This window comes from Sorangium sp. So ce321 (assembly GCF_051530195.1).
Taxonomy (GTDB): Bacteria; Myxococcota_A; Polyangia; order Polyangiales; family Polyangiaceae; genus Sorangium.
Genome location: NZ_CP150329.1, coordinates 2,480,961 through 2,496,757, shown reverse-complemented (window position 1 = coordinate 2,496,757; position 15,797 = coordinate 2,480,961). Strand labels below are relative to the sequence as shown.

General features: G+C 73.0%; 11 protein-coding genes. 5 read left to right on the top strand and 6 right to left on the bottom strand.

Annotation, left to right across the window (positions count from 1 at the left end; genetic code table 11):
- Positions 1 to 14: 14 nt before the first annotated feature.
- Together WME89_RS09715 and WME89_RS09710 are read right to left on the bottom strand one after the other, a co-directional pair.
- Complete coding sequence (locus tag WME89_RS09715) at positions 15 to 728, bottom strand: YcnI family copper-binding membrane protein (RefSeq protein ID WP_438008938.1); 714 nt, start codon at positions 726 to 728, stop codon at positions 15 to 17.
- Between the two features lie 155 nt (positions 729 to 883).
- Positions 884 to 1,963, bottom strand: a complete 1,080-nt coding sequence (locus WME89_RS09710; protein ID WP_438008937.1) for an FG-GAP repeat domain-containing protein — start codon at positions 1,961 to 1,963, stop codon at positions 884 to 886.
- A gap of 413 nt (positions 1,964 to 2,376) precedes the next feature.
- On the opposite strand from WME89_RS09710, the gene WME89_RS09705 reads away from it, so the two are divergent.
- Complete coding sequence (locus WME89_RS09705) at positions 2,377 to 3,684, top strand: hypothetical protein (protein WP_438008936.1); 1,308 nt, start codon at positions 2,377 to 2,379, stop codon at positions 3,682 to 3,684.
- 75 nt (positions 3,685 to 3,759) lie between these two features.
- Here WME89_RS09705 and WME89_RS09700 read toward each other — a convergent pair whose 3' ends face one another.
- Entirely contained in the window at positions 3,760 to 4,365 is a 606-nt protein-coding gene (locus WME89_RS09700; RefSeq protein ID WP_438008935.1) for a hypothetical protein, read from the bottom strand.
- 279 nt (positions 4,366 to 4,644) lie between these two features.
- Between WME89_RS09700 and WME89_RS09695 the strand changes: the two genes are divergently transcribed.
- On the top strand, positions 4,645 to 5,475 hold the full coding sequence (locus WME89_RS09695; protein WP_438008934.1) for a GNAT family N-acetyltransferase: 831 nt from the start codon (positions 4,645 to 4,647) through the stop codon (positions 5,473 to 5,475).
- 67 nt (positions 5,476 to 5,542) lie between these two features.
- Here WME89_RS09695 and WME89_RS09690 read toward each other — a convergent pair whose 3' ends face one another.
- Positions 5,543 to 7,237, bottom strand: a complete 1,695-nt coding sequence (locus WME89_RS09690; RefSeq protein ID WP_438008933.1) for a hypothetical protein — start codon at positions 7,235 to 7,237, stop codon at positions 5,543 to 5,545.
- Between the two features lie 605 nt (positions 7,238 to 7,842).
- Here WME89_RS09690 and WME89_RS09685 point away from each other — a divergent pair.
- Positions 7,843 to 8,463 (top strand): Uma2 family endonuclease, encoded by a 621-nt coding sequence (locus WME89_RS09685; RefSeq protein ID WP_438008932.1) that lies wholly within the window; start codon positions 7,843 to 7,845, stop codon positions 8,461 to 8,463.
- 392 nt (positions 8,464 to 8,855) lie between these two features.
- Here the strand turns inward: WME89_RS09685 and WME89_RS09680 are convergent, their stop codons facing one another.
- Positions 8,856 to 10,043, bottom strand: coding sequence for a hypothetical protein (locus WME89_RS09680; protein WP_438008931.1), 1,188 nt, complete (start codon positions 10,041 to 10,043; stop codon positions 8,856 to 8,858).
- 62 nt (positions 10,044 to 10,105) lie between these two features.
- Complete coding sequence (locus WME89_RS09675) at positions 10,106 to 10,891, bottom strand: SDR family NAD(P)-dependent oxidoreductase (RefSeq protein WP_438008930.1); 786 nt, start codon at positions 10,889 to 10,891, stop codon at positions 10,106 to 10,108.
- Between the two features lie 342 nt (positions 10,892 to 11,233).
- Here WME89_RS09675 and WME89_RS09670 point away from each other — a divergent pair, with 342 nt between their 5' ends.
- A complete protein-coding gene (locus WME89_RS09670; protein WP_438008929.1) occupies positions 11,234 to 13,696 on the top strand; it encodes a lysyl oxidase family protein in 2,463 nt (820 codons plus the stop codon).
- 229 nt (positions 13,697 to 13,925) lie between these two features.
- Positions 13,926 to 15,794: a M16 family metallopeptidase gene (locus WME89_RS09665; protein ID WP_438008928.1), complete on the top strand. Its 1,869-nt coding sequence runs from the start codon at positions 13,926 to 13,928 to the stop codon at positions 15,792 to 15,794.
- The last annotated feature ends 3 nt before the right edge of the window (positions 15,795 to 15,797 follow it).

Below are 15,797 nucleotides of genomic sequence, written 5' to 3'. Positions count from 1 at the left end.
TCTGCCCCCCGCGCTCAGTACTTGACCCAGATCTCGGTGCCGGGATGGATCATCGTCAGCACCTCCGTGTCTGGCTCCGTCATGATCAGGCTCTGGGTGCTCGGGTTGGGGCTGTACGCCGCCTTCCCCGCCCAGACGATGAGCGCGTCGCTGAAGACCGAGAGGTCGTGGACATGCTCGTTCACCGTGTACTTGTTCCACCCGGGCGCGCGCGGCGGCAGGATCGTCAGCGCCGGCGCGGGGTGCGTGGCCGGGGCGCCCGCGTCCGTGTCGTGGCTGCCGTGGTCGCCGGAGGTGTCGGTCCACTCGGCGGTCGTCTCGGTGCCGTCGGCGGCGCGGCAGGTCTGGATCGTGGGGAAGTGAAGGGTCGTGAACGGCGAGTCAGGGACCTTGAAGCGCACGGCCAGCTTGTAGAAGTTGGTGTCCGCCGGGAGCACGTCGGCGGCGGGCTTCGTCCAGACGACGGCGGTGACGTTGCCTGTCGCGTCCTTCTCCAGGACGGCCTTGCCGAACGTGCTGTCGAGCGGTCGCACCGAGGTCACCGCGGCCGGGATCTGGACCTTCACCCGGTAGGTGTCCGCGCCGTCGCACCCGTGGCCGACGCCGAAGGTGGCCTCGTGGGTGGCGCCGGCGAACGCGGGGCCCGACACCGAGATGTGCGCGTGCGCGAGGGTCGCGGTGAACAGCGAGCCTGCGACGATCAGGGAGCTCTGCAACCTCGTCTTCATCTCAAGACCTCCACCGGGGAAAGCACGGGCACTCTAGCGAGGGCGCCCTCCCTTGAGAATGCGACGCTTTGTCGCAGCGCAGCCTGTCGACGCGGCGCGGCCTGTCGGCCTGTCGACGCGGCGTACGCTGTGGGCAGCGCCTTGCCGCGGCGCTGTCACCCGCCGTCGTAGGGTCCCAGGATCACCGGCCCTGGCGCGAGGAGGTGCGTCCCCTCCATCAGCCACACCGCCGCCTGGTTCGTCCCGGCGGCGTACCAGAGCACGTCCGCCATGCTGTCGAAGTTGACGTCGTTGCTGGGGCGCGCTTCCCAGCCGCGGCCGAGCGGCCCCGGGATCGCCGGTCCCGGCGCGAGGAGCTGCGTTCCCTCCATCAGCCACACGGCCATCAGGTTCTGTTCCACGTTGTTCCAGAGCACGTCCCCCATGCTGTCAAAGCTGAAGTCTGTCGACGTGACGATGCGCCAGCCGCGGCCGAGCGGCCCCGGGATCGCCGGTCCCGGCGCGAGGAGCTGCGTTCCCTCCATCAGCCACACGGCCATCAGGTTCTGTTCCACGTTGTTCCAGAACACGTCGCCCATGCCGTCGAGATTGACGTCCTGCGCGGTGGTCGCCACCCATCCCTCGCCGACCGGACCCCGAATGAACGGTCCCGGCGCGAGCTGGTGGCTGCCGTCCATCAGCCAGACGGCGATCAGGTTCTGTTTCGGGTTGTTCCAGAGCACGTCCACCATGCCGTCGAGGTTGAAGTCGGTCAACGAGTGCACTTCCCATCCCTCGCCGACGGGTCCCGGGATCACCGGCCCCGGCGCGAGGAGCTGGCTCCCGTTCATCAGCCAGACGGCGATCAGGTTCTGCTCTGCATTGAGCCAGAGCACGTCCGCCATGCCGTCGAAGTTGAAGTCACCCGCGTTGGCCGCCGCCCAGCCCTGGCCGATCGGCCCCGGGATCACCGGCCCAGGCGCGAGGAGCCGGTCTCCCTCCAGCAGCCAGACCGCCATCAGGCTCTGCTCCTTATTGCTCCAGAGGAGGTCCGCCATGCCGTCGAAGTTGAAGTCGTTGAGGCGCAGGGCCTGCCATCGGTAGTCGCTCGCCCTCGATGTCGCGACGCCCAGGGAGGACGCCGGGGGTTCGACCGACCCATCGTCGTCATGCAGGTCGATACCGGGCGCGCACGCCTCCGTGGCGTGAGCCACAGCGGCGGCGCACAACGCGGCCCTCACAACCGAAGACCTCATCAGACTCGCCTCACTTGCGCCGCGCGCGGGCACGGATGTCGGTCCGGCAGCTCCGATCCCGGCCTTGTGCTCGCCGCTCACGCGCCTGGCGGGGGCGGCAAGGGCCAGTCCATCGAGGCCATTGTATGCGCCGGATCTCGGCGAGGCGCCTACATACGAGCTTACCCGGCGATTCCCCGCTTCTTGCATCCAGGGTCGTCGCACAGGGATTCTGTGCTGATCGAGCCCGGGGGGCCCCCTGGTACCAGGGTGACCTCAGCGTCTCGTGAAATGGCTCATGGGTTCTGGTCGTCTGGCTCGCCCAGGGCAAGGTCTCGCGGGGCGCCGAGGGGCTCGACCCACCGGACCAGGGCGTTCTTCGAGCCCGGGCGGCCGTGCCATGCGCTGTTCGGACTGCAACCTGGGGAGCGTAGATGTTTGTACCCGACCTGAGGATCACGCTCTGTACGGCAATGGTGCTCGCTCCGTCCCTCACCTGCGTGGGCCCGCGGGAGGCGCCCGAGGCCGCGGGCAGCGGCGGCACACGCGTCGTCGTCGGCGAGGCCCGCGGGCGCCTCTGTTTCAGCCAGATGATCGCGAATGTGGTCGTCTTCCCGGAGACGTACCGCTGGGAAGATCCCGCCCATCTGCTCAGCGTGGCGGAGGGGGTCGGCCCGCGGATCCTCGACGTCTCCGTGTCGGCGAGCGTCGAGCCATCGGTGAACATCACGGGCACCATCACGGGCACCTTCGAGCCACCGAGCTCCCAGCCCGCCTCGGGCACGGCGGGCGGACCTGGCATGTCCGGCATGCCAGGCTTGTTCGGTCTGCCGGGTGTGCCGGTGATCGGCGTACCGGGCGCGCCGGGCGCACGGGCCACGCCGGGCTCCCGCTCGCCCACGGGCGACCCGTCCTTCTGGGGCGCGCCGGGCAATGGCGCTCCCCCGAGCTATCCGCCCTTCTGGGGCGCGCCGGGCGACGGCGCTCCCCCGAGCTATCCGCCCTTCTGGGGCAGGCCGGGCCACGACGCGCCGAGCGAACAGCCCCCCTGGGGCATGCCGGGCAACGGCGCCCCGAGCGAACAGCCCCCCTGGGGCATGCCGGGCAACGGCGCCCCGAGCGAACAGCCCCCCTGGGGCATGCCGGGCAACGGCGCCGCCCCGAGCGCACAGCCCTCATCGAGCCTACCGGGATCGAGCATGCTGGGCGGCTGCACCCCCTCGAGCGCGGACATCTCCAATGCGGTTGGATTCAGCGTGAGCGAGAGCATCACGCTCGAGGCCAGCACGTCCTACTTCGTCCCCACGGCTGCATACGCGCGCGTCTCGGCGTACCCGGTGTTCCAGAAGATCACCTGGGATGTTGTCAGCCTCGGCGGTTGGAGCCTTGGAGCCGGCCCGGCAGGGGGTGTCGTCGTGGGCAGCGGCGTCGTGCTCAAGCCGGTCGGGGTCTACTTCGCGACGTACCGCGTCTATGACCTCGCCGCGATGGGCGGGGGCGTCGTCAGCCCGGGCCCGATCCTGGACCCCCCGGGCGGCGGAGGCGGCGACCAGGGCGCTAGCAGCGGAGGCGGCGACCAGGGCGCGGGCGCCGGAGGCGACGACCAGGGCGCGGGCGCCGGAGGCGGCGGCCATGGCGCGGGCGGCGCAGGCGGCATCCAGGGCGCGGGGAGCGCGGGTGCCACCGGCGGAGGCTGGTGGATCGGCGGGACGGGCGGCGGTGGCTCGGGCGGCGGCCCGTGAGGCTCCCCCTCCGGCAGTTCGGTGCGCCTCGACGGCCGGCCCGCGTCGTGGCGCCGCCGGCCCTCGGGCGTCCGATCAGGGGGTGACCGGATCGAGCGGAGGGAGCGACTCGCACGGTGTCTGGCTGAGGACGCTGACATCGGAGCCGCGCACGGCGATGCCCACGCAGCGCACGTGGGCGTAACGGCCCGGCCCCACGCTCCGTCCGATCGTGACCTTGTAGCGCGCTGTGTAGCCGCGCCCCGGGAGCGGCATGGCTTCCTCGATCTTCATCACGTCCATGTGATATCGCCAGCCCACGAACTCCACGATGCGCTGGAGACGATCGAAGCCGAAGGTCTGCCCATCTCCGAACACGATCCCCTCTGGATCCAGCAGGTAATCGTGCTGCTCGTTGTTGTCCCAGTACTCGCGCTCGGCGACGACAACCTGGATCGCGAACCGCGCCGGCTCCGCGTGGTCGGCAGGATAGATGATCCCGGAGAACACCCACCGCTCGGGGGAGCCCCACGGGGGTGCGGACTCGTACCTCGCCGGGACAGCGCGCCATATTCCGCCGGCGTCCCGGTAATGCACGATCACCTGCTTCTCGGGGGCGATGTTGTGGACGAGCACGACGCCGGAGACCTCCGACACAGCGGGATCGCCGACGCACTTGCGCGTCGCATGTTCAAGACGCACGACGTCGTTCGTACGTGTCATGACACCCGCGCAGCACTCGGCGGGCCGGCTGCGGTGGGCACCGCTGGCACACCGGCGCGCCGCCACGAACGAAGCGCCGGCGACTCGGCGCGCCGCCGTGCCCGCGCGCGGCGAGCGGGCATCGCGCGGGCCACCCCGTCGAGCGCCGCGCGGTGACCCGGGCCGAGCCGCGCGAGCGGCGCGCGCCGCATTGCGAGCGCCGCATCCCGGGGCCGTTCCCTGGCGCGGGAACGTGATCTCGTGTCAGAAGGAGGCCTCGTGAGCACGACCTCTATCGCAGGCATTCCGGCGCCCGAGCTCGCCGCGGCCGCAGACGACAACATGGCTGTCCACGCGAGCTGGGCGCAGGAGCGGCTCCCCGGCGCCCGCGTCGCGCGGGGCGCCGATCTCGTCCTCGTCGACTCCGGGCTCCCCTGCGACACCTTCAACTTCGTCCTGCGGGCCCGCCTCGACAGCGCGACGGCGCAGGCCCGCGTGGAGCAGGCCATCGCCTGGTTCCGCCGCGCCGGCCACCCCTTCTCGTGGTGGGTCGGGCCCGCGGACGAGCCCGGGAACCTCGGCGACCTCCTTTGCGCTGCCGGGCTCGCGCCCATGGAGTCCGAGGTGGGCATGGCCGCCGATCTCCACGCGCTCCGCGACGACCACGAGGCGCCGCGCGGCCTGGAGATCGCGCGCGTCAGGACCCCAGCGCAGGTGCGCGACTTCGCGCGCGTCCTCGCCGCCGGCTGGACGCCGCCCGATCCCCTCGTCATGCGGTTCTACGAGATGGCGACCCCGGCGCTCCTGTCGGACGACGCGCCGCTGTGGCTCTACGTCGGCTACCTCGCGGGCGCGCCCGTGGCGACCTCGGAGGTCACCGTGGGAGGCGGCGTCGCGGGCCTGTACAACATCATGACGCTCGAGCCGCACCGGCGGCAGGGGATCGGCCGCGCGATGACGCTGCGCCCCTTGCTGGACGCGCGCGCTGCCGGGGTCCGGCGGGCCATCCTCCAGGCCTCGGCCGACGGGCTGAAGGTCTATTGTCAGATAGGCTTCGTCGCGACCGGCCAGATCACGGAGTACAAGCCGCCCGGCGAGGCCGCCCCCTGAGGACAGCGCGCCGGGATCCACCGCTCCCCGCCGCGCGGCGCAGCTTCCGCTGCGCCGCGCCCGCGGATCAGCGCGCCGTCCGCGCGACCTCGTCCGCCGCGCGCGCCCGCTCCTCCGCCGCCTGCGCCAGCGGCCCGGTCAGGAGCGCCTGCGCCTCGCGGAAGCGCGCGGCCACGTCGGACCAGTAGCGCGCGTCCGCGCCCTGCGGGGCGGCGATCTGCTTGATCAGCGCCGCGTCGTACGCCGCGATGCCCGCGTACGGCGAGGCGGGCTTCGCGCGGGCCACCCAGTCGAGCGCCGCGAGGTCGCCGAGGCCGAGCCCCGCGAGCGGCGCCCGCCGCATCATCAGCGCCGCGTCCTCGGGGCCGTTGCGCAGGCCGAGCGACAGCGCGAGCAGCATCGTCGCCTCGGGGGAGCGCGGCGTGCCCTCGGGCCTCGCCGTGAGCAGCGCGGTCGCCTGATCGAAGTCCACGGCCCGCCAGTACAGCCGGCCGAGCTCGATCCGCGCCCGCGCATAGAGCAGCCGCGCCTCGGGCGAGAGCTCGGCGGTGCGCAGGGCCGCGCGGTGCTGCAGCGGGACGCCCCGGCCGAGCAGGACGCGCAGGAGCTCCGGCCGCGCCGCCGCGTCGGCCGGGAGCAGGCGGCCCGCGTAGTACGTCGGCAGCCTGGCCGCGAGCCGCTCGGCGCCCGAAGCAGGCGCCGCCGCCTCCGGGAGCGGCGGCAGCTCCAGCGCGTCGAGCGCGTCGACGCGCCGGCCGCCGTAGAGGCGGGAGAGCATCGCGCGCGCGCCGTCGACGCGCGGGTCGCGGAGCACGCCGACCGACGAGAGCTCGCGCAGGCCGACCAGCGCGGCGTCGCGGCCGCGGGTCTTCCAGGGCTCCAGCAGCTGGTCGAGCTCGGCGTAGTAGACGTTGCTGAGCTCCGCGTCCTTCCGCATGGCGTCGGGCAGCGGCGCCGACCGGACCGCCTCGACGAGCCGCATGTCGGCCCGCCCCGACTCCACGGCGACGATGCCCTTCGCGTAGAAAGGCAGCTCGACCCCGAGCCGCCCGAGGTCCTCGATCGCCCTGGCCTGATCCGTCACCCACGCGAAGAGCGGCCCCTTGGTGAACGCGAGCACGCGCTGCTGATCGTAGGGCGGCCGCAGCGCGGGCGGCTCGGTCGCTGTGCGCGCGAGGCGGGCGGAGAGCGTGAGGCCGAGCAGCACCTGGTAGAGCTCGCCCTTGAGCGTCGCGGGCGGCGCCTCGAGGAACGGCGCGGCGATCGCGTCGCCGCACGCGACGGGCGCGAGCTCGGCCCGGAGCGCACGCGCGAGACCTGCCTCGAGGCCCGCGCAGGTCTCGACCCCCGCGAGCCGCGCGTCGCGCTTCGCGGCGTCGTCCTCGGCGAGCGCGGCGTCGAGCGCGTCGAGGGCGCCCTGCGCGTCGCCGCAGGCCCGCGCGGGCGCGACGGGCGCGCGCCGCGCGAAGGCCTCGCAGGCCGCCGGCGGGGCGGGCACGCCGGCCGGCGCCGGGGGGACCAGCGCGGATTTCGGGTTGAAGGGGGTCTGCTTGAGGAGCGGCAGCCACTCGTCCTTGAGCGTCCCGCGGACGGCGAACGCCTCTTCCTCGGGGAGCGGGGCCGGCGGCGGGGTCGCCGCGCGAGCGTCGCCCGGCGCGGCCGGCGCGTTCGGCGCGGGCGGAGGAGCCGCGGCGCAGGCCGCGAGGGAGAGCCCCATCGCGGCGGCGAGGGCGGTGAAGATCGAGCGGGGGATCGAGCGCATCACGTCTCCTTGGACACGGGCGACCCGCGAAGGTTTCACGGCGGCCGGCGGGCGGCCGTCGGGACCCGGGCGGGGGCGGTCGTGGATACCACCAGAGGGGCGGGCGCGGGGGGCCGGCGCTCGTGACGAGCCCGAGGGGAGGTCATGATCTGGAGACCGGCGTAATTTTACAGGGATGTCCAGATCGGGACCTGGGCGCCGCATGCCGGGCAGGGTCCTGGGGAGGTCGCGACCTGGGCGGTGGTCCCGGGACGGTCGTCTGGCCAGGTCGCGATCTGGGTGCTCGCTCAGGGGCGACGTTCCGGCAAGGTCGCGATCTGGAGGGTGGCTCCACGACGAGCCTTCGGCCAGGTCGAGACCTCGGGCGCTGGCTGCAGGACGAACCTTCGGCCAGGTCGAGACCTCGGGCGCTGGCTCCGGCGCGACCCTTCCGCCAGGTCGCGCCCTGATCGGTGGCATCGAAGCGAGCTTCGGCCAGATCGCGACCTGGACGCTGGTTCCGAAGCGAGCCCCCCGCCAGGTCGTGACCAGGACGGCGGAACCCGGATGACCCTTCGGCCAAGCGCGAGGCTCGCCGTGAGCTGCGCCCCGGGTATCCTCCGCGCATGCAGTCTGTCCCGACGCACACCGCACCTGAGGCCGAGCGACAGCGGCCCCATCACGAGGAGAGCGACCAGCACGTCATTCTCCACGGGATGACGTGGAAGGATTACGAGATCCTCCTCGCCGTGCGGGGGGACCGGGCCGGCGTGCGCATGTATTACTTGAACGGAGCGATCGAGCTGACGAGCCCGTCGCGCAGCCACGAGGGGATCAAGACGACCATCGCGCGGCTCCTCGAGGCCTACTGCGACGAGCGCGGCATCGAGCTCAGCGGGTATGGCGCGTGGACGCTCCGCAATGCGCCCAGGGAGCGCGGGGCCGAGCCCGACGAGTGCTACATCGTCGGCGACACGAACAAGGAGATTCCAGATCTGGCGATCGAGGTCGCCTGGACGCACGGCGGCCTCGACAAGCTGGAGATCTACAGGGGCCTGGGCGTCGCCGAGGTCTGGATGTGGGATCGCGAGGAGGGGCTCCGCATCTTCGCGCTCTCGGGCGAGCGGTACGAGCTCCGCGCGCGGAGCGCGTTCCTTCCCGAGCTCGACCCGGCGTGGCTCGCTGGCTTCCTCGATCAGCCGACGCAGAGCCAGGCCGTCCGTGCGCTGCGCGCGGCGCTGCGGTGAGCTCGGTCCGCTGCTTCGGCCTGAAGTGACAGAAGGCTGGAACCGCCGAGAGGCCACGAGCGCCGAGAGCATCGAGAGAACGCCAGAGATTCTCTTCCCTTGGCGCTGCTGGCGTCATGGCGGTTGAGCCTTCTCTCGGCTTGACACCGGCTCACCGGTGCCGCGCGTTGCAGCCGGAGCGCGCACGCGCACGCGCACGCGCACGAATGACGAGCACGGGGGACGGGAGACGGGGGACGGGGGACGGGGGACGGGAGACGGGGGACGGGAGACGGGGGACGGGGGACGGGGGACGGGAGACGAGGGACGACCAAGGGGCCGCCGGAGACCCTCGGTGAGGTGCTGGCGTCAGCTCGAGAGAGGCACTCGAGCCAGCACGAGGCTCGCGCTCGTCAGTACCACTCTCCGCCGACCCCTATCGTGAAGGTGAAGGTCGTGGACTCGGGCATGAACACCGGGTGGAGCTCCGCGGCGAGGGCAAACCCGCTGCGCCGCGGGCCATCCCCGGACAGACCGCCCAGGATGAGGCCGCCGCGCGCGTGCACGCCCGGATACCAGTCCGAGGTGCTCTCGCAGCCGGCGCCCGACTCGAGGCCCGCGTACTCCGCCGCGCAGCTCGCGACGGCCACGTAGTCCATCGACGGCCCTGCGCCGAAATCGAGGACATGAAACACGGTGAAGCTCGCAAGGATCGAGTTGTAATCGATGAACCCCGCCTCGAACCCAGCGCTGTTGGCGGTGCTCTCGGGGGTGAGCGTCAGCATCGGGGTGTTCTGGTAATAGAGCCCGAACGTGTGGTTGATCTGGAGGCCCACCCGGCCAGTCCACGCGAAGACGCCGCCAGTGCCCGTCGGCGACTTGATGATCCCGCCGCCCAGCGTGCTGCCATACCGGAGCCGGACGCCGTCCCGCTCGTCGTCCTCGGGCTTCTCCTCTTTTTTCTCCTCGGGCTCGACCGGTGACGACGTCGCCGCCGGCGCCACCGCCTCCGCCTCCTCCGAGGCCTCATCCGAGGGCGGCGCCGGGCGCCGCGGCGCGGGCTCGCTCCGGGGCGGAGACGACGGCCGCAAGGACGGCGGCGCAGGCGCATACGGCGGCGTCTGCGCGGGAGGCGCGGGCGCATACGGCGGCGCAGGCGCATACGGCGGCGCGGGCGCGTACGGCGGCGTCTGCGCAGGGGGCGCGGGCGCATACGGCGGCGCGGGCGCATACGGCGGCGCGGGCGACACCGGCGGAGGCAACGGCGCAGGCGCCGCGGGAGGCGGCAGCGGCGCAGGCGCAGGCGCGGGGGGGACCGGCGCGGGCACAGGCGCGGGCGGCGGGGCAGGCGCGGGCGGCACCGGGGTGGGCGCTGGCGCAGGCGCGGGCGGCACCGGGGTGGGCGGTACCGGCGGGGGCGAGGGGGTGGGCGCAGGCGCGGGCGGCACCGGGGTGGGCGGCGGCGGGGGCTGCGCCGAGGCCGACGGAATTGGCTCAGGAGACGGCGGCAAGGGCGCGTCCTGCTGGGCCAGGCCCGTCGCCGGGACCGCGCAGGGGACGGTGAGCGCCAAGAGTGCGGCAAGCCAACGAAGGGGTTTCATCCAGGGCTCCTCGGCCTGAGCTTATCCCGAGCGAAGCGGCGCGCTACATGTGCGCGCTGCCCTCACATCCCCGAGCGGCTCGCCATCCGCTTCGAGACCCAGCGCATCGGACCAGGGGCCACGCGGGCGGCGAGGCTCGCCGCCTTCACGAACAGGCTCGTCTCCAGGACCTCCCTGCCCGATTCGACAGCGCGCACGACCCCCTCGGCCACCGCCTCGGGGCTCTGCGGCCGGTGGCCCGGCGGGCGGTAGCCGACGTTGTCGTCGGTCACCACGGCGTTCGCGCGGAACGGGGTCGCGACAGGGCCCGGCCGCACCACGAGCACGCGCACGCCGCGCGACGAGACCTCCGCGCGGAGCGACATCGCGAGCGCCTCCAGCGCGAACTTCGACGAGGCATACGGGCCCATCCGCGGCGTGGCGACGACCCCCGCGACCGAGGAGACCATGACGATGGTGCCCTTCGCGGCCGAGAGAGGCTCGATCGCGAGCTGCGCGAGGCGCACGGGGGCGACGACGTTGAGCCGGTAGATCGCCTCGAGCTCGGCGGGGTCGATCTCGAGCGAGGGCGCGTAGTAGCCGCGCCCGGCGTTGTTCACCAGCACGTCCAGCCGCCCGTACGCGCCGAGCGCGCGCTCGCAGAGCGCCTTGCGATCCTCCTCGACCGTGACGTCCCCGACCACCGCGAGCGCGTCGCCGCCCGCCGCGCGCACCTCCGAGGCGACGCGCTCGAGCGCCTCCTGCCCGCGCGCGCTCAGCACCACGCTCGCGCCGCGCTTCGCCCAGGAGAACGCGAGCGCTCGACCAATCCCGCTGGATGCACCGGTGATGACGACGACGGAGGCCATGTCGGCGAGAGTATACGCTCCCCGGTTGAGCTGAGGGAAATACGCTGTTGTCGCCAGCTGGCCGCGTCGGCCGCCCTGCGCCGACACGCCGACACGCCGGCACGCCGACCCCCGCCGCCGCAGATCGCGCACCTGCGCGGCGCGCCGGCCCCCCCCGGCGGATCCAGCGCGCCAGAGGGCGAAAGCGCGCTCCGCGGCGGCGGTCGGAATCCTGCGCGCGCGCGCGTCCGTGCTGCGTATGTCCGCGCGCTTCGCCTACCATGCATCGCTTGCTCGCTGCGCGCAGCGACGACGACGACGCCGGATTCGCGCTGCTCGTCGGGTCCTCTTCACCAGGTGCACATGAAGAAGCTTGCCGGAACGTTGTTGATGGGCTCACTCCTCGCGATGGGCGCTGCCTGCGGCGACGACGCGCCGACCGAGCCGCCCTCGAGCACGGGGACGGGAGGCGGGGGCAGCTCGGGAGACGGCGGGCGGGGCGGAGGTGGAGAAGGCGGCAGCAACAGCGGCGGCGACGGCGGCGGCGATGAAGGCGTCCGGTGCGCGGGCTCGGACATCGTCTGTCCCGAGGGCGCGCGGTGCCAGATCGACACGGAGGGCAGGCCGTCGGGCTGCACCGCGACGTGCGACGAGGCGCGCGCCTGCGGCGACGCGGCGTGCTGCAGCCCCGGCGCCACGTGCGTGGGCGGCGAGTGCATGGCGGCCGACCTCGTGCTCGAGCCCGCGGAGCGCGGGGAGCCCGTCACGTTCGACGCTGTCAGCGTCGCCGAGGACGCGTGCGAGGTGCAGCGGGGCTGCGTCGGCGGGAGCGGGCGGCGGGCGCTCATGCGCTTCAACGTCTCGCTCAGGAACGCCGGCGAGGTGCCGCTCGAGCTCGGCGCTCCCTCCGAGAGCGACGTGTTCGAGCCGAACTTCTGCGAGAGCAGCTACGTCGTCCCGCGCCTCTTCCGCGCCGTCCTCAGGCAGGGCGACGCGGTCGCCGCCGAGGCCGAGCTCGACGCGCGCTGCGTCGCGATGGCGAGCGGCCAGTACAGCTGCGACGCGCAGGGCCTCGGGCCCGGAGACCACGTCGAGCAGCCCGGCACCGTCGCGTGCAACGCCCTCGACGTGACCGGGGTCCCGGCAGGGCTCTACGAGCTCGAGATCACCGTCAACCCGCGCAAGACCCTCGCCGAGGCGAGCTTCGACAACAACACCATCGTCCTGCCGGTCGACTACCCGGCGTGCGACGGCACGATCTGCGGCGGCGCGTGCTGCCCCAGCGGCCACGAGTGCAAGGCCGACGTCTGCATGGTGCCCGACCTGCGGCCGGACGAGGGGCGCATCGTCGACACGCTCCGGTTCTCGTACCAGACGTTCCCCGCGGACGCGTGCGAGATCATGGAAGGGTGCATCGGAGGCCCCGGGCGGCGGCACCTGCTCCAGTTCGAGGGGCGCATCGAGAACGCAGGGCCCGGCCACGTCGACCCCGGCCCCGAGTTCGACAACCCGCTCTTCGAGTACGCGCAGTGCCACCAGCACTTCCACTTCCTGAACTTCACCGACTACCGGCTGGTCGACGACGGCGGGGCGGTCGTCACGCAGGGCCACAAGCAGGCGTTCTGCCTGGTCGACATGGCCCCTCTCGACCCCGTGTCGCCGGCGCCGCGGGGCTTCCCGAGCTCGGGGGGCACGGGGTGCAACTTCCTGAGCGCGGGGTGGGCCGACATCTACGAGGTCGGCACGGCGTGCCAGTGGGTCGACGTGACGGACGTGCCCGAGGGGGACTACGTCCTCCGCGTCGCCGTCAACCCGGCCGGCGCCATCGCCGAGCAGTCGATCGAGAACAACGTGGTCGAGGTGCCGGTCCACGTGCCGGCATACACGCCCTGCGTGCCCGAGCCGGAGATCTGCGGCGACTTCATCGACCAGGACTGCGACGAGATCCCCGACAACGGCTGCGGAGGGGGCGTGGAGTGCGCCTTCCCGATGCCCGAGATCTGCGGCAACGACGTCGACGACGACTGCAACGGGGTCCCGGAAGACGGGTGCACGCCGATACAGGGCGCCGATAGCTGCGAGACGCCGGGGGAGCTCACGGGCTCGATGAGCTACGCCGCGGAGATCACCGCGGACAACACGCCGGAGGTGGACCTGTCGTGCGGCGGCGCGGGCGGCGAGGTGTTCTTCCGCTTCACGCTCCCGTCCGAGGAGGTCGTGTACCTCGGCACCCTGGAGTCGGAGATCGACACGGTGCTCGCGGTGCTCGAGGGCGACGGCTGCAGCGGCGCCGCCGTCGGCTGCGCGGCCCACAGCTGCGGCGAGCTCACGATGGGCACGAACTTCGCGGCCAGGCTCCCGGCGGGGACCTACACGGTGGTGGTCAAGGCCGCGATCCCCGGGGCCTCCGGCAGGGTGCGCCTCGCGTTCCAGCGCACGTCGTGCCTCGGCGAGGACGCCGAGGTGATCGCGAGCAGCGGCCTCGTCAGCGGCGACACGACCGGGAGGCCGATCCCGCCCAGGTCCGCATGCGGCCCGAGCAGCCCCGAGCAGACGTTCTATGTCCCCGTCTGCCCGGGGAGGGCCGTCGTGGTGTCCTCGTGCGGGCTGACGAGCTTCCCGATGACGATCGAGACCGCGGCCGACGCCTGCAACCCGACCACCGCCCAGTGCTCCAGCCCGTTCAACGCGTGCGCGGGCGATCCCGAGGGGACCAACGCCGCGGTCATCGGGACACGGGCGGGAGGGGGCCTCGGGGCCATCACCGTCAGTGGGCGCACCCCGGTGGACTCCGGGCCCTACCAGCTCTTCGTCACGTCGTTCTAGGGACCGGGCACGCCCCCGGGACCGGGAACACCGCCGGGCGGTGGCCGGGCTGGAACGTGAAGGTGGGAAGGAAAAATCGACGTTCTCTCCGCCTCCGGACCTTCCTGTGAGCTCTCCGGCAGCTGCGACCGGGACCCGCCGCCGGGCGTGATCCGCGCGGCGGCGATCCGGCCTCGCCGCGAGCGAAGTTTGCGCTCCGCCTCGGTCGATCTGCGGTAGAACCGCGCGCATGCGAGCCCACCATCCGTCCCAGCGGAGGCGCCTACGGGCGCTCTCGTCCCTGCCGAGCGCGCTCGTCGCCGCGCTCGGCCTGACGTTGCCCGCCTACGCCGCGCCGCCGGCCGCAGCGCCACCGCCCGCGGCGGCGCAGCCCGCAGCGCCGGCGCAACCTGCCGTCAAGGCGGCGGCGGCGCAGCCCGCGGCGGCGCAGCCCGGGGCGAAGCCGGGGGCGGCGGCGCCGGCCGGTGCAGCGCCGGGAGCAGCGGCGGCGCAGCCCGCGACGAAGCCGGCGGCGGCGGCGCCCGCCTCGGCCAGCGTGAGCGTCATGATCCCGGTCGAGAAGTACACCCTCCAGAACGGGCTCGAGGTGATCCTGCACGAGGATCGCCGCACGCCCGTCGTGGCCGTCAACGTCTGGTACCACGTCGGCTCCAAGGACGAGCCGAGAGGGAAGAACGGCTTCGCGCACCTCTTCGAGCACCTCATGTTCCAGGGCTCGAAGAACGTCGGCGAGGACATGTACTTCAAATACCTGGAGCGCGCCGGCGCGAGCGAGCGCAACGGGACGACCAACACCGACCGCACGAACTACTTCGAGACCGTCCCGGCCAACGAGCTCGCCCTCGTGCTCTGGCTGGAGAGCGACCGGATGGGGTGGCTGCTCGACCACGCGAACGAGGAGACGTTCGCGAGCCAGCGCAACGTCGTGAAGAACGAGCGCCGCCAGAACTACGAGAACGCGCCCTACGGCCTCGTGCCGCAGTTCATCCGCGCGGCCACGTTCCCGGAGAGCCACCCCTACCACCTGCTGACCATCGGCACGCCCGAGGACCTCGACGCCGCCCGGATGGATGACGTCCGGGCCTTCTTCAAGACGTTCTACGCGCCGAACAACGCGACCCTCGTCATCGCGGGCGACATCGACAGGGCCAGGACGAAGGAGCTCGTCAACAGGTACTTCAGCTCCCTCTCGAAGGGCGCCCCGCCGCCCGTCGTGTCGAAGCCCGATCCGGGCGACCTCGCGACCGAGAAGCGCCTCGAGATCGAGGCGGACGTGGAGCTGCCCCGCCTGACGATCAGCTGGGTGACGCCGCCCAGCTTCGCCCCCGGCGACGCCGAGCTCGACCTCGTCGCCAACGTCCTCTCGTCCGGCAAGACGAGCCGGCTCTACAAGCGGCTCGTCTACGACCTCCAGATCGCGCAGGACGTCTTCGCGGGCCAGCAATCGAGCCAGCTCGCCAGCACCTTTCAGATCACCGCCACCCTGAAGAAGGGCAAGTCGCCGGAGCAGGCGCTCAAGCTGATCGACGCCGAGCTCGAGAAGCTGCGCAAGGCGCCGCCGACGCAGGACGAGCACGACCGGGCCCGCGCGAAGCTGCTGTCCGACCTCGTCTTCAGCATGGAGCAGGTGACCGCGCGCGCGAACGCCATCAACAACTACAACCAGCTCGCCGGCGACCCGGGGTACTTCCCGAAGGACGTCGCGAGGTACGAGACGGCCACGGCCGCCGACCTGCAGAAGGCGACGGCGGATTTCCTGCCCCAGGGCAGGCGCGTGATCGCCCTCGTGACGCCGAAGCCGGGCGCCCCGAAGGCCGGGCGCCTCGTGAAACAGACCGCAGCGGCGGCGCCGGCGGCGGCGAAGCCCGCGGCGGCGGCGCCGGCGGCAGCGAAGCCCGCGGCCGCGGCGCCGGCGGCAGCAGCCCCCGCGGCGGCGAAGCCCGCGGCGGCGGCGCCCGCGGCGGCGAAGCCCGCAACGGCGGCGCCGGCGCCGGCGAACGACAAGCCTGCGGCAGCACCGGCCGTCAAGAACCCCGCGGTCGGGAAGCCCGCGGTCGAGAAGCCCGCGGCCGGCACGGCCGCGCCGAAGGGGGGTTGAGCC